Source organism: Hymenobacter sp. YC55, assembly GCF_029433095.1.
In the GTDB taxonomy this organism is placed as follows: Bacteria; Bacteroidota; Bacteroidia; order Cytophagales; family Hymenobacteraceae; genus Hymenobacter.
Genome location: NZ_JARNTX010000002.1, coordinates 1,015,471 through 1,029,334 on the forward strand (window position 1 = coordinate 1,015,471; position 13,864 = coordinate 1,029,334).

At 58.3% G+C, this 13,864-nt stretch carries 11 protein-coding genes; 4 read left to right on the plus strand and 7 right to left on the minus strand.

Annotated features, from left to right (window positions below; translation table 11 throughout):
• The first annotated feature begins 15 nt into the window (after positions 1 to 15).
• A complete protein-coding gene (locus P1X16_RS17525; RefSeq protein WP_277231550.1) occupies positions 16 to 918 on the plus strand; it encodes a LysR substrate-binding domain-containing protein in 903 nt (300 codons plus the stop codon).
• An 81-nt stretch (positions 919 to 999) separates the two neighbouring features.
• Here P1X16_RS17525 and P1X16_RS17530 read toward each other — a convergent pair whose 3' ends face one another.
• On the minus strand, positions 1,000 to 1,203 hold the full coding sequence (locus P1X16_RS17530) for a hypothetical protein (RefSeq protein WP_277231551.1): 204 nt from the start codon (positions 1,201 to 1,203) through the stop codon (positions 1,000 to 1,002).
• A 148-nt stretch (positions 1,204 to 1,351) separates the two neighbouring features.
• On the opposite strand from P1X16_RS17530, the gene P1X16_RS17535 reads away from it, so the two are divergent.
• The 3 genes from P1X16_RS17535 (at position 1,352) to P1X16_RS17545 (ending at position 3,990) form a co-directional block, all read left to right on the plus strand.
• Complete coding sequence (locus tag P1X16_RS17535) at positions 1,352 to 1,600, plus strand: hypothetical protein (protein ID WP_277231553.1); 249 nt, start codon at positions 1,352 to 1,354, stop codon at positions 1,598 to 1,600.
• A gap of 58 nt (positions 1,601 to 1,658) precedes the next feature.
• The gene (locus P1X16_RS17540; RefSeq protein WP_277231554.1) at positions 1,659 to 2,387 is read left to right on the plus strand and encodes a hypothetical protein; all 729 of its coding nucleotides are present in this window, start codon (positions 1,659 to 1,661) and stop codon (positions 2,385 to 2,387) included.
• A gap of 112 nt (positions 2,388 to 2,499) precedes the next feature.
• Complete coding sequence (locus tag P1X16_RS17545) at positions 2,500 to 3,990, plus strand: SHOCT domain-containing protein (protein WP_277231557.1); 1,491 nt, start codon at positions 2,500 to 2,502, stop codon at positions 3,988 to 3,990.
• A gap of 76 nt (positions 3,991 to 4,066) precedes the next feature.
• Here P1X16_RS17545 and P1X16_RS17550 read toward each other — a convergent pair whose 3' ends face one another.
• From P1X16_RS17550 to P1X16_RS17575, 6 genes are all read right to left on the minus strand, one after another.
• Entirely contained in the window at positions 4,067 to 4,729 is a 663-nt protein-coding gene (locus P1X16_RS17550) for a hypothetical protein (protein WP_277231559.1), read from the minus strand.
• Positions 4,726 to 6,180, minus strand: a complete 1,455-nt coding sequence (locus P1X16_RS17555; RefSeq protein ID WP_277231561.1) for a hypothetical protein — start codon at positions 6,178 to 6,180, stop codon at positions 4,726 to 4,728. The genes P1X16_RS17550 and P1X16_RS17555 overlap by 4 nt, the downstream gene beginning before the upstream one ends.
• A gap of 259 nt (positions 6,181 to 6,439) precedes the next feature.
• Positions 6,440 to 7,915 (minus strand): hypothetical protein, encoded by a 1,476-nt coding sequence (locus P1X16_RS17560; RefSeq protein ID WP_277231563.1) that lies wholly within the window; start codon positions 7,913 to 7,915, stop codon positions 6,440 to 6,442.
• Positions 7,896 to 11,453 (minus strand): hypothetical protein, encoded by a 3,558-nt coding sequence (locus tag P1X16_RS17565; RefSeq protein WP_277231565.1) that lies wholly within the window; start codon positions 11,451 to 11,453, stop codon positions 7,896 to 7,898. The genes P1X16_RS17560 and P1X16_RS17565 overlap by 20 nt, the downstream gene beginning before the upstream one ends.
• Before the next feature lie 187 nt (positions 11,454 to 11,640).
• Complete coding sequence (locus P1X16_RS17570; RefSeq protein ID WP_277231568.1) at positions 11,641 to 13,122, minus strand: hypothetical protein; 1,482 nt, start codon at positions 13,120 to 13,122, stop codon at positions 11,641 to 11,643.
• Between the two features lie 244 nt (positions 13,123 to 13,366).
• Complete coding sequence (locus tag P1X16_RS17575) at positions 13,367 to 13,822, minus strand: hypothetical protein (RefSeq protein ID WP_277231571.1); 456 nt, start codon at positions 13,820 to 13,822, stop codon at positions 13,367 to 13,369.
• Between the last annotated feature and the right edge of the window lie 42 nt (positions 13,823 to 13,864).

Below are 13,864 nucleotides of genomic sequence, written 5' to 3' on the forward strand. Positions count from 1 at the left end.
ATCTACCTTGCGCATATGCCTGATTTTCGTTTGCGCGTTTTCCAGTCGGTGGCCCGGCACTTAAGCTTTACCAGGGCCGCGCAGGAGCTTTATATCAGCCAGCCGGCCATTACCAAACATATTCGGGAATTGGAGCGCAGCTACGGTCAACGCTTGTTTGAGCGACGTGGCAATCGGGTGTCCCTCACCGAAGCGGGCAACTTGCTGCTCACGCACGCCAACGAAGTGGAAGGGCTACATCAGCAGCTTACCGAGCAACTGCACAACTTGCACGGCGAAGCCGCCGGCCGCTTGCGCCTTGGGGCCAGCACCACGCTGGCGCAATACGTACTGCCCGCCATCTTGCCCGGCTTCCAGCGGCGCTACCCCCAGGTGGAGCTGACCTTGCTCAACGCCAACTCCGAGCATATTGCCGAGGCCATCTTGGTTGGGCAACTCGATTTGGGCTTTGTGGAAGGCCGTTCTAAGAGCCGCGACCTGCACTACGAGCCTCTGTTGCCCGATGAGCTAGTAGCCGTGCGCCGGGCTACACCAGCGGGGCCACCCTCCGAGCCCATGCCGCTGGCTGAAGCCCTAGCCCACCCGCTGGTGTTGCGGGAGCGAGGCTCTGGCACCCTGGAGGTGTTGGAGTTTGCTTTGCGCGAACACAAAATCAAACTCGCCGACTTGCAAGTAGCCTTTTACTTCGACAACACCGAGGCCATTAAATCTTATCTGGAAGCTGCCCCCGCGGCCTTAGGCTTTGTATCGAGGCGGGCCCTGGAACGGGAGCTGGCCGCCGGCCTCCTGGAAGTGGTGCCGATACAGCAACTGCGGCTGCCCCGCAACTTCGAGGCGTTGTGGCTGCAAGGGCAGCCCCTGGCACGGCCAGCGCAACGGTTCCTGCTGTACGCGCAACAGCAGTTTCATACAACTTAAAGCGCTGCTTCGCGGGCGGCAGAACAACGAAAGTCGTTCTGGGGGCCGCGAAGCAGCGCTTCACATTATGCACTTGCTCTTTTATTCCTCGTCTTTAGCGCGGCTAGCGGGCTTTTTACGACCAGAACCGCTCTTTTTGCCGCCGCCGTCTTGCTTATTAACAGTGGCCCAGGCGCGGGCTTCGGCCTCTTCCTCGGGTACGCCACGCTTTTCGTAGCTCTCTTCAATGTGTTCAGCTTGACGCTTTTGCTTGTCGGTGTACGCCGACTTATCTCCTTGTGCCATGATGCAAGAGGTTGAGTGTGAAACAAAAAGGGAGTAGGGTGATTTGCACTGTTACGATGCGCGAAGTCAGGTGTTATGTCGAGCTTGGCCTGTTGGTCGAGCGGCCTTGCCTATCTTCGCGCATTCTTTTTCATTTCCCGTTTCCGCCATGCGCCAGCTTGCCGATATTCCGCACCCCGAGGTCAAAATCACGCTTTTTTCCTGGAATGGTAAGTACCTCATCAAGCTCGAAAAAGGCCCGCTCGAACAAACCTATAAGGTGAGCGAAATGGATGTAACCAGCGACGAAGAAGTCCGCAGTCTGCTCGACGAGGAGTTTATGCAGGCCGTCATCAACCGGTTTCAGCTCATGCACCAGGATTTGCAGGCCACCTTCGAGCGCCACGACATCTACTAGCGCCCCTTAGCACCGCCCCTACGAGCGGCTTTTTCAGTGTTTACTGATTTCAATTCCGATGAAAAACCAAATTGCCTTTCTGCTTGGCCTGCTTGTATGCGTTCTAGCAGGTCGTTCCGCCAACGCGCAGATGTATGAGGTGCGCGACAATAGTGTCAATTACGAAAAGAGTGAGCGGGCCGCTGCCAAAGTGCTAGTGGAAGGTACGCCCCAGTGGACGCGTGATTTTTGGCAGTCGTGGTTGAAGGATACGTACAATATCAAACCCAAAGGCAACGGCACTTTCGGCGTAGGCAAACGCGACGTACTAGCCGCCAAGCAAGTGCCCGCGTCGAGCGTATCGGGTAAGCTTATTGACCTCTACGCCATGGTAACGGCGCCCTCCGATAGTGTTACGGAGCTGGCTGTGTTTGGCGGCTACGATGCTAAGACGTATTTCAGCCCGGAGAGTACGCCCACCGAATTTGCGGCCATGCGTACGATGGCGCAAAACTTTGCCTCGGCTGCCCGCCTCAAAGCATACCGGGAGCAGATTGAGGCAGCAGAGAAAGAACTCCGCGATACCGAGAAAGAAAAAGAGCGGCTGGAAAGAGAGCGGGCGAGCTTGGCTAAAAACACGGAAAGCAACCTAGAAAAGATTGAGTCGTTGAAAAAGCAAAACATCGAAAACAAGACCAAAGCCAGCCAGGATTCTGCGCAGCTTCTCGTGAATGCCCAGCAGCTGGAGCTACGCAAGGCCAAGCTCCAGCGGCGGAAAGACCGGCTTTCCACTCTCGACCGAAAATAAATCAGGTTTGTTGTAGCCGCTTCAGTTCGAGCTGGTTACTACGAAATAACGTCATTCGCTTACTACCGTTTAAGGCTGGAGTCATTCTGCCTTCGTTACACGCTCTCTGTACATGGAAAAAGGTTCTTCACCCCTCGATACGCTTCGCCAGCTCCGGGAGCTGCTCGACGCGGGCACGATTACGCCGCAGGAATTCGAGACGCTGAAGGGCCGGTTGCTGGCCGATCAATTGGCGGCGCCAGCAACTCCACCATCGGCCCCGCCCACGGTTCCACTAAACCCGACTTTCACCTCACCTGCAACAACGAGTTCGTCAACCGAGCCCGTACGCTCCGAGCCACAAGCCACGCCGCCCGTTGCACCCGCTTCGGCCCCAACCCCGGTGGAAGAACTGCCGCCGCTGATAGACTTTTTCAAGCAGCCCCAAACACCAGGCTCGCCCCCCCCGCCGCCACCTGCGGCTCCAGTGCGCGAGGAGAAACCCGCACCATACGCCGCCCCCTACACGCCGCCGACACCACCCACTCCTGCTCCTGTTGCGCCAACGGCTGCGCCCGAGTTCTTTCCTCCCCGGCCCACCACGCCGCCCCCGCCGCCAAGGGAAACACCGCAGTTTTATCCGCCTGCTTCCTCTACGCCTCCACCAACTCCCGCGGCCGCGCCGCCTGATTTCTTTCCGCCGAAAGCTCAAACGACGGTGCCAGTGGAGCCCATTGTGCGTCCGACGTCGCCTCCTGTGCCGCCGCCTCCCGTCAATACAAGGCAGCAGACGCAAGCAACGGAGCCTATCGATGAGGACGACGAGGTGGAGGAGCCCGCTAAGAGTCCTCTAGGTAAAATATTAGCTATTGGCGGTGCGTTGCTGCTGTTAGGGTTGATCTGGTATCTGGTTATGGGCCAATCAAGGTCGAGTGAGCACCTGACGAGTATCAGCCAAACCGCCGCCGATACAGTAGCTGTAGCCCCCGAAACGGGCCCGCAGGCCGAGCAGCTGGATTTGCCACCAGCCACTGCGCCCGAAACCGTACGTGTAGCGCCCGTTGTTCCTCCCACCGCCACCACCGATTCGGTTGCGGCGGCTGGTAGCAGCACCGATGCTACTCAAGCAACGCCATCCGCCAGCGCGCCTGCCACCACCGAAACGACGCCCGCCGAAAGTGCCAGTGAGGCCACCGACCGAGTGCGCGACGTGCTAGCCGCCTACTACGCCGATATTCAAGCGCCCCCTTTCAGCGCCGACCAGTACTTTGCTCCGCAGGTAGAGCTATTCGTTATTCTGCGCAATACCACACCGGCCGCTATTAGCGCCTGGCTGGAACAGAATCGGTTTGCGGAATTAAAAGACGCTCAGTTTCAAGTGGAGCCCGGCTCCCTTCGGGTAAGCCCACCCGCCAACGACGGTTCCCGCGTGGTTACCTACATCGAGCGGGGCCGTGGCTTCCGTCAGTCACTCCAGAAAAACCAGTACATCCGCGCCCAAATGCGCCTGCGCCTCAATCCCGACTACAAAATCACCTACCAAAAGCAGGAGCGCCTATTAGAAAACACACTTTCCGATCCTCCTACTGCTACAACTCCTGGCACCAGTCCAACTACGGAGTAGAACAAAAGGTCATCACACAGAAACGCCATGCTTCACCTGATGAAGCATGGCGTTTCTGTGTGATGACCTTTGTTTTTTACTTCCCCAAAGAGCCAATCTTGGGCTGAATCTGGATGATGAAGCGCTTGTTTTTGCCTTCTTCGGGGCCAGTGTAGCGGCCAGAGCCCCGGAAGCCGCTGCCGGCGGCTACCACTTCTAGGTTGGCGGGGAAACGGACCCCGGCTTGCTCCCAGAGGCGAATAACGGCCAGAGCGCGGTTGTAGCTAAGCTGCCGAACGGCTGGGCCGTCGAGGTTGCGCGGGTCGTCGTCGGGGTAGCGCAGGTCTTTGGCGGCGCGGCCTTCCACCACGATGAGGTACTGCACATTGTCGTTGTCGAGCGTCTGCATCTGGCGTTGCAGGAAGCGGCCGGCTTGCGTGAGGGGCGTGCGGGCCACATCGGGCAGGGCGTCGCTCTTGGGCGCAAACGTGACGGGGAAGTTCAGCTCGTAGCGTTTGTAGCGCTGGTTGTAGGTGAAATAGTCGCTTTCCAGGCGTTGGAGGGCAGCTTTTATTTCGTCGAGCTTGCGCTTCTCCTGCACCTGCACGCGGAGCTCGGCAATCAGGCGCTCGTTGTTGTTTTGCTGGTCTTGAAAGCGTTTGTAGCTAAGTACGAACAAGACCAACATCACCAGAAACAGCGCTGTCATCAGGTCCACGTAGCTTGGCCAGAAGAAGTTGTTGCGGCCGGTCGTCTTCATCGGGCCTTGGGCTTGGCAGGAGCTGGGCCCCCAAATACTTTTTCCATCATGCGGCCGACGGGGCCTTTGGCGGTGGCTTTTTCGAGCAGTGTGTTGAGGGTGTTCATCTGCTGAAGAAGCTGCGTATTGATGGCCGCATCGTCGGCCATTTTTTGCATCAACCGGTCATTGGTGCGGTTGATGGACTGGCTGAGCAGGTCTTGCTGCGCGTTGAGCTGCGCTTGTTGGTGGTGCAGGTTCTTGAATGGCTCCATGTAGCGCACAATCTTCTCGTAGATATTGTCGCGGTTGAGCGTCTTAAAGTGGTCCTGCCACAAGTTGGCGGCCTCATCGGCTTCCTTCTGGAAGTGGCCCATGCGGCGGCGCATCACATCGGCCAGCTGATGATACTGCTCATCAAAGAACTGCTGCGTCTGGCCCGCCATGCGCGCCATTTCGGCCTGGTTCTGCTGGAAAAACTGGAGCTGCGCCCGCACCGTGCCATCGTGCTGCGAAACTAGCTCTGGTACGGCATTTAAGCCCTTTTCTAGATTCGTGAGGCGGTTGAGCAAGCCCGAAACTCGGTCGGCCACGGCGTTGCCGGCCATCATGGTGGCATTTAGCTTATCCTGGTACACCAGGAAGTTCTCGAAGTGGTGGGCGCTTTGGGCTACCTTATCGAACACCCGGATGCTGGCATCGGCCATTTGGGTGTAGCCTACTTTCTGCAGTTCTTCCAGAAAGTTCTTCTGCGTGCTGATGTTCTCGTTCAGCGCATTGATAATAGGCCCGAACTCGTAGATCTTATCTACAAATTCCTTGTTGAAGCTGTCGAGCACCGACTTGAGGTTGCTCAAACTACTGGCCATATCGGAGTGCAGAATGGGCAGCAACTCTACTTGCAGGAAGGTGTAGTAGTCGTTTTGGCGCTCCTCGGCCTGGCGGTGCGCGGCGCGGTAAAGCATGCCGGCCCACTGCGTGAAAAACAAGCCAAGCAAGCTGCCCACCATGGCAATGGCCACGCCCTGCAAAAACGACTGAATGGCAGCTTCATCGAACTTGCCTCCGCTCAGCAGCAAGCTTCCCAACCCAAGAATGGCTCCCAAAAAGGTGCCCATCAAGCCGACATACAGGGGCGTAGAAGTGCCTTGCTGCACTTCGTTGTCCAGTGCTTCGGCCCGGCGCTCGGCAATGTTTTGCAGAATATCGAAGCTAGCGGTACCCTTGTTTTTGAGCAGGTAGGCGTTGGTATCTACCAGCACGTCCTTGAAGTCGGGGGAGGCGGCGGGAGCTTCCAGCGTGTCTACTTGCTGGCCGGTGGTGGCGTCTTCCACCCGGCGCAGGCGCAACTGGTCGTCCGTCGGAAACAGGGTAGCTAGCCGCTCAATATCGAGGCGGCTCCGGCGGAAAGCCAGTATCTGCACCGTCAGAATGCCTATAACTACTAGCAGTTCCAGCAGGGCAATTACCATTGGCACGTACGATTTAAAAGAGAAGTGTAAGTGGTAAGTGTGTCATGCTGAGCGCAGCCGAAGCATCTCGCGTGCTGAGGTTGTGATAGTAAATGATTTTACTACTCTAGCGAGATGCTTCACTAAGCTCAGCATAACGGATATAGTTTGACAACATCAGCAGAGAAATCACTCTGACAAGTGTGCTGTGTTAGATCAAAACAAGAACGTCATGCTCCGGCCAGCGCAGCATGACGTTCCTTTACAAAGTTACACCCGACTACACGAAATAAATCCGAGCTTTTTGATTGATGCGCCAGTCGCCGGACGGAGTGCGCTGCACAGTGCCAGGCGTTTCGGTGATAATGCGCGACACCGGGCCAGTAGGGTAGTTGTAGGTGCAAGCCGGCTCCAAGATGCTCATGTGACTACCGATGTAACCGCCGTGGCCGCTTTCGTTGCGCGTGACCACAAAGGTGCCTTGATCGGGAGTCCGCTCGTCTACCATGATTTCGAAAATGGTGTACGATGCGGGCGCGTCGGCTAGGTTGTCGCGCAAGAACGCCCCGTTGATGGGCTGCTGATTGGCATAGATGACGTGCACCCGCGGGGCCGCCGGCTCTACCGGTGCCGCAAGTACGTGTGGGCTTACGGCAAATGGGTCGTCAGTTTGTTCGGGCTCAGGAGCCGCATAAGCCACCGGCTGCGGTGGAGCTACCGGGGCTGGTGCGGCCGCTTGGGGTTGTGCTTGGCGGGTTGGCGGCTTGGGCGCTTGCTTTGGTTTGGGAGTTGGTACCGCTGGTGCTGTTGAAGGCGACTTGGTTTCATTCAAGGCCTTGTACACCACTTCGCGCACTTCCATAAGTTGCGCATTGCTCAAACGACCGTCTTGGCTGAATGACTGTTGCCGTTGCGTTGAAGTCCTAGCGGATTCACTATCGTAACTGCTTGCGTCATAAGACGAAGAACGTTGCCGCCCACTCGATTTGCTACGAGTCAGCAGCAAGTACAGCACGCCTAACAAACTCAGACCCGACATCAACAAAGCAGCCCAGAGAAGTGGGGGAGTAGCGGAATCGGGCATAGCAGGAGCAGGGGTTGAGGTAGGAATATTGGTTTGTGCTTCAGGCTGTAGCTGCCCCTCCGGCACCTCGTAGGCATCAGCTCCGGAATCTTGAACCGGGGTAGCCGCTACATCGGTGACGTCGGCAATAGTGGGGGCGGTATCGGCTGCTTCGGCCGCCGTAGTTGCGGTACCCGTAGCCAGTTGGTTGAGCTGCCTAGACAGCGCCGTTAGGCTGCTTTTGCGCTCCAGGTCCGCCATGCGGTCCGGGTTCTTTTGCAGCTCCGCCACGATGGCTTGGGCCAGCCCACCGTAGTCACTCGGGTTGACTTTGTCTTGAATAGTGCTTACAACCCCCCGGAACTTCAGTACCCGCTGTTGCGCACCAAGCTTCTGCTTTTCCAATACCACTGCGGCATCAACCCCTTGATTGAAAGCAGAAATGCTCTTGTCCTGGATAGTCTTCAGCAGTTCCGCCTGGATTGGCTTTAAGGCCGGGTCATCGGTGTAAACAAACCGGGCGGTAGCGGCCCACATTTGGGCGCGGGCATTGGCGGGAACCACTTCGGTGGTTCCCGCCGCGTTGCCGCTGGTTTGTGCCAGTACCGCCGGCCCGGATAGCAGCGAGGCGGTTACCGCGGCGGCGCGTAGCCACTGGCCGGCGGCCGAACTCTTACTGCAGTTGCGTGGCATAATTCCGTTTGAATAGCTCGCGGCCTAACTGGAATAGGGCGTCGCGGAAGGGGAAGAAGAACAGCGTTTCGGGCAGTCGGTCGTCCGGCTTCGCGCCGTTGTTGAGCAAGGAGTTCAGACCGGCATTCAGGCTGTCTTTGAGCTGGCCATCGAGGAAGTTGTACACGAAGTCCGGATTCATTTCCACGTTCAAATCCTCCAACAAGTCGCGGACTTCCTGCGAATCGTGGGTGAGGAAACGAACCAGACGGCGGGCGTTGGCTAGCACATCTTCGCGAAGGGCAGTGGCGTCGCCCAAGGTCAACACTGAGGTTGGGGCTGGCGCTGCAAACGGCTCCACGTCGGCGGGTACCGTGCCGGGCAGCACGAACTCCTTGGGGTCGTTGAGGTGGTTGCCGTCCTTCATCTTCCAGAGCACGGCGCCGTTGGCAGTAGCTTCTTTCGGCTGACCTACCAGCGTGAGGCGGAAGTCGCGCGGCGCGGTTTGGCCAGAGGCAAATTGCAGCACCAGCTTCGCCAGCTCCGTCAGCGCCGACAGGTTGGAGTTTAAATCCAGCATGCGCAGGTAGGTGCTGCCTTTGCCGCTGAAGCACAAATGGCGCGGCACATCCAGTCCGCGGGCCTTGCACACCTGCCCCACGTGGTACACGATGGCCGCGAAGTGCAAGAACAGCACCACGCGCAAATGCTTGGCGCCGCGCAACTCTTTCGAGAATTCCAGCTGCTTATCGAACCCAAACAGCAAGCTCACCACATCGGCCGAACCGGCTTTGCTTTCCAACGCCGCCTTCACCACCTCGCGAGCCGCCCACGCTTCTTGGCTGATGGGCTTGTTGGCAGTGCGGCTCACGTAGTAATACAGCAAGCCATTCTGCTGGCGCGACCCGCCGCCGGCTCCGTCGCCCCACAGCACGTCGCCGGCAAAGCGGAACGAGAGGGTAGCTTCCGGCTGCCTACCGCGCAACAGCAGCACGTCGGTAGTGCCACCGCCGATGTCGATGTTCACCACGTTTTCGTCGCCGGTCGGCACAATGCCGCCGTCGGTGCGCGGGTCAGTCAGGTACAGATACGGCGCCCACGATTCGCTGATGTGCGCCAACCGGGTGCCGGCTTCCTGCCCGAAGATGCGCGAAAATTCTTCCTGCCAGATTTCCTCGAAATCCCGGATGCCGCTCTTCTTCATGCTCAAGGGCCGCGACCATACCACTTGGGTCTGGCTTACGTCGCCTTCGTTGAGCGCTACTTTGTGCTTTATAAGCAGCAGCAGCTCCCGAATGTACGCCCGAATGCGCTGTACCCCGGCGGCACGGTGGGCGCCCTCCGTATCCCACTTCAAGTTGGTTTGATAGCGCCCATCCTCGGGGTGGTTGTACAACGACCCGTCGCGGCTCAAGTGGAAGCCGATGTTGATGCTGCCAAACAGCATCGGGTCGCCCTCACCCACAAACGCCGGCGACTCGCACGTGGCCGTCCGAATCGGGAAGGCCACGTCAGCACCATCGGTACCAATGAAGGCGGGCACGAATTCGCGGTTGCGCACCGTGTCGGCTAGTGGCATGGTGCCCAAGCTGCCCACACCGTAGCGAACGGGTAGCAGATAATCAGCAGAAGCAAGAGGCTTGTTGAGCGTTACCACTTGCAGCTCTTTCTCCTTAGTGATGCTGAACGGCTGAGGCTCGCCCCGCTCGGCCGTTGCGAAGGCCACGTGCGTGTTGGTAGTGCCAAAGTCCACGGCAAATGTGAACCGCTGCGAACCACCCACGGCCGTTTGCCAGCGCGGCACCAGCAAGCCACTCACTGCCCGGCCCGGCCGTGCAAAGTCGGCGGCTGGCGTTTCCACTTCCATGAAATCGAAATGGGTGCCCACCACCTCGTAGTAGGTGCTGGCCGGCCCGCGGGCGTTGCGGCCCATGCGCTGGTGCGTGCGCACACCACGCATGTTGCCTGCGCCTGCCGGTGCCAACGCCTGCTGTCCCGTGTAGAAGCGCAGACGCGCCAAGTCGGCACCTTCGTTTTGGTCGGCTAGCTGCACGTAGTAGTGGCTGTTGCCGCCTGTCTGCGCCACGTTCGGGAATTTGTAGAACGGGAACACACCCACGTTCACGCGGGCACTTACCCGGCCGCCATTGTAAGGGGTTTTGGCGTTGTCGCTCGGCACAGCGGCCACCGTCTGATCGGCGCTGGAGCCAGGACCGGGGCGGTAGTAGTAGCGCCGCTCGTACATCACCTCGCGCCCACTCGTAACAGGTATGGCGAGCTGCACCAGCACGTGGTTGTCGAACACGGTGAGGCGCAGGTAACGGTCTAGGTCCTCGGGGCGGAAGTAGTCGAAGTAGCGGCGCTTCAGCGGCAGCAGGAACCGGAATGGCCGGTCTTCCAGGCGCGTGCCCGGCTCCGGCAGCACCGTGCCGAAGTGGAACCGCTCGGTGTTCACCGCAAACGGGACTTCCACCAGCATGTCTTCCAGCAAGTCGTTCACCGTCAGGAAGGGGTACTGCACGCCCAAGCCTTCCAGCCGGCGCTTGTCCAGCTCTTCGTCGTAGCTCCACTTGATGACTGTAGAATCGGTGCCGGGTGTGCCGCCGAAGTAGTTGCCGCGGCGCAAATCCAGACCGGGCAGCAGCGCCAGCGGCGTTTTGCCGAGCTGTGGCACGGTAGCGGCCACAAACCAGTCGCTGCTAATCGGCTGCTGTGCCTCGGCCAAGTGGCGCAGCTCCACGCCCCGAATCTGCACGGCGTTGCCTTGCGCATCGCGCAGCGGCTCGTAGGGTTGGTTGAAGGAAGATGCCGTTTGATTCAGCTCCGCCAGCTCGTTCATGCGGCTCCGGTCCAGCGCCGTTAGGAAGTCGTACACGCTGGCCGCAAAATCTTTGCTGCGCAAGGTCTTCTCGACTTCAAACAGCCCGAAGATGTAGGTCTGGAAATCAGCCTTGCGGGCAGTAAGAGGCACTACTTCGTTGTCGAAGTAGAAGCCGGTGCCGCCTTTGCGCTGCGTGTTGAGGGGACGTACTTCGGGATGCACGAACACCAGCGTAAACGGCGAAGTACCGCCCAACAGCTGTGTGGTGCGGCGGCCGCTGGCATCCTGCCGGTCCGCGAAAATCAAATACAGCGCGTCTACCTCGCGGAAGTGTTCATCGGCCAGGTACAGCGCCAGCGTGTCGCCGAGCAGCTTCACGCGCGGATCAGAGCTGCCTTGCAACTGCTGCAATTGCTCCTGCTTGTGCCAAGCCACAAAGCGCAGCTGGTACTCGTCGGTGGGCTTGCTGTAAAACAGTAGCTCCAGCAAGTCCCAACACTGCGACACCTGCCGGTGGTACAGCGAGTGGCCCTGTGGCTGCTGCTTCACGAACTTGAATGCGGTTTCCAGCAAGTGCAGCCGGCCAAAAGGCGTGGGAATGGCAGTAGCAGTGCGGCGGGAGTTGCCGCCGGCGGGGTCGAGCATCCGCTCGGCTTCCAAAGCCGTTAGTTGGTTGGATTCCTGCCAGCCGCGCAGGTTAGCATTGCCGCGCTCCAGCAGCTGTAAGATATTACTCATGTAGTGCGTTTCGTTTCTGATTGTTGGCTCTTCTATTAGAATCGTCTGTCATGCTGAGCGGAGTCGAAGCATCTCGCTAGTGTGCTAACTTCGTTTTGCCGTTACAACGAGTCGAGCGAGATGCTTCGACTTCGCCTCCGGCTGCGCTCAGCATGACGTTCTGAAGTATTTAGGAGCTAGCTACTGATTAAAACCCTGGTACTTTGGCGTCTACCACATCCTCCATTACCTCGCTGAAGGCCCGCACAAACTCGCCGGGCGCTTCCGCTTCGGTTACCTTGCGCAGTTGCTTGTCGAGCCGTTCGCGCACGTAGCTGCGGCTGATGGTGTCGGAGTTGAAAAAGCCTTTCTTCACTTCCTGGCCCTGCACAATCTTGTCGAAATCAGCCTCGTCGAGGCGGAAAGGCACGAAGTGGCGGGCGTTGTCGCGTAGTTCGCGCAGCCAGGATTTGAAGCTGATCGGCTGGCCTTCGGGTGAGTTGTAGTCGAAAAGGAAGCGGCGCAGGTCGCGGAAGAAGGGCGTGGTTTGCCAGGCATTCTTCAGGTTGATGTTCTTGGCGTACACCGCGTCGTCGGTGGCGGGGAAGTGGTGCTCCAGCCACGTCGTGAAGAACTGGAACCGGGTGAGAGCCGGGCCGAGTAGCGGCCGAGTCTGGTTGGGGTCGAAGCTCTCAAAGCGCACTTCCTTGTCGTCGCGCTCCAAGCCGTACTCGTAGAAATGATGGTCGTTTTGGAGCACAGCGGCGGGTTGGCGCATGAAGTCCAGCACCGATAGCGCGCCGACTAGCTCCACGAAGTGGGCATCGTTGCGCTGCTGGTTGCCGCCTTCGCGGTTTTCCTGTTGCTTCTGTGCCTGGTCGCCCACGTAGTAGAGCGAGTTCAGGTCGGGCAAATTGCGCTGATAGTAGGCCAGTGCCGCTTTGGTCTTCGTGATGAAGGTGTTGGAGTCAATGGAGCTGGTTTCGTCGCTTTTCAGGTCGAAGTAGGGCAGCACCGTCAGCGCGCCCATCGGGGCCGTGTTCAGTAGGTGCTTCTTGGCCAAGTTGCCCTTGGGGTTGCGCAGGTTCTTGAGCAGCAGCGGAAAGCCAGCCGCCCCCGTGCCCCCGAAGATCGACGAGATAAAAAACACTCGGTCATCGGGCCCGAACCCGTTGGCGAAAAACTCGATTTCCGGCGAGTTCATCAGCTGATTCAACACCACGCTGCCCACATTGGGGCTGCCTTTGAAGCCGACTGTCAGCGGCTCGTTCAGGCTCTTGGGGTCGAACAGCAAATCAACCAAGTGCTTGGTTTCAACGGGCAGCGAGTTGTAGTGCAGATAGTCGCGCAACGGCTCGTCCATGCCGCTGAAGTTGTACTCGAAGGTTTCTTTCACCCGCGGGTCGCGCTCCTGGCCCGAAGTAGCAGCCATAGAGGCCAGCGTTGCAATTTCGGTGTGGAAAAACTGTCCAGCTTCCGGCGCGGGCCGCAATTGCTGGCGCAGCCGCTGGTAAGTTTTCAGCAGTTCAATGGTGCGCTGCTTATCACCATTCAGCGCATCCGGGTCGATAATGATGGGAACAACTCGGTTGCAGTTCTGGAGTTCCACTCCCGCGGCCAGCAGCATCGTGAGCGAACGAATGACCCGGGAGCCAGTGCCCCCGATGCCGAAAATATAAAGCGTTGCCATATGTAAAAGGAAGTGGCTAAAACAGTGCTGAGCATCGTTTCTGCCAGATTTAAGGATTACATCAGAACGTTATGCTAAGCTTGAAAGCTTGTCGAAGCATTTCGGATGCTGATGTTGCTAAGGTATACTCGTCATGCTGAGCTTGCCGAAGCATCTCGCTCGAATCGCTGGGCCAGCGTTAAGGTTTACCACACTAGCGAGATGCTTCGGCAAGCTCAGCATGACGTTCTGGTTGGATGAAGGTCTAGTTAGGCCAGCGCACCGGTGTGGTACGGGCACTAACGGAAAGGCTTTTCACCGCGAAAGAACAGAGAATGAAAAATAGAACTGCTACCAACGTATTTGTGGCCGTGAACCCCCACAGGTAGCGTTTCAGCGTGGAAACTTGCGCTACGGCCAGCTCCTCGCCGGTTTCTGCCAGTTGTGCTTCCACTGCGGCAGCGGCCTGCTGCCAGGCAACGATAGCGCCTAATACGGCCGTCAACAAAAGCATAATGGCCCAATGCTGCGTCTTGAAAAAGGACGTAGTAACCACGCGGTTTAACACCACATAGAAAAGCAGCGCCATACCCAAGGCCACAAAGAAGGTGGTCAAACCCACTCCCGGGAAAATACTTTGCCGGTACACCGGAATAAGACTGGACGGGTCCGGGTTGCCCAACAAGGCCTGATAAAGCGCAGTGAAAAACGATTGGAGCATAGAGTTGGAAGAGAAAGGGAGAGGCAGTAGAGAGTTGGTAGA